Source organism: bacterium, assembly GCA_020440705.1.
Classification (GTDB): domain Bacteria; phylum Krumholzibacteriota; class Krumholzibacteriia; order LZORAL124-64-63; family LZORAL124-64-63; genus JAGRNP01.
The window spans coordinates 1-500 of sequence record JAGRNP010000406.1 but is presented as its reverse complement, the minus strand read 5'-3'; the positions used below and the strand labels follow the sequence as shown (position 1 = coordinate 500).

Sequence of the window (500 nt, the reverse complement as noted above, 5' to 3'; positions counted from 1 at the left end):
CGGCCACGCGTCTGGTGCGCACCCTGGCCGAGCCGGCGTCCATGCTGGCCCGTTCCCTGGGCGCGATTGCCGACAAGCAGAAGGCAGCCTGAAGACAACACTTTCGATCATCTCGCACAACCCTTTAGCCATATCTCATTTGGAGAAACATGATGTCTTTGAGCAACGAACAGATCATCGAGGCGATTGCCTCCAAGAGCCTGATGGAAATCATGGACCTGGTGAAGGCCATGGAAGAGAAGTTCGGCGTGTCCGCCGCAGCCCCGGTGGCTGTTGCGGCCGCTCCGGCCGGTGGCGGCGCCGCTGCGGCTGCCGAAGAGCAGACCGAGTTCAACGTGGTTCTCGCCAGCGTCGGCGCGAACAAGGTGAACGTCATCAAGGCCGTTCGCGGCATCACCAGCCTGGGCTTGAAGGAAGCCAAGGATCTGGTGGAAAGCGCCCCGACCACCGTCAAGGAAGGTGTCAGCAAGGACGACGCCGCCAAGATGAAGAAGGAGCTC

The 500-nt window shown here is 61.4% G+C and carries 1 protein-coding gene; it reads left to right on the top strand.

The features are described from left to right. Positions 1–152 precede the first annotated feature (152 nt). Positions 153–500, top strand: a 348-nt coding sequence (gene rplL / locus KDM41_19045) for a 50S ribosomal protein L7/L12 (GenBank protein MCB1185521.1), incomplete at its 3' end; no start/stop codon positions are given.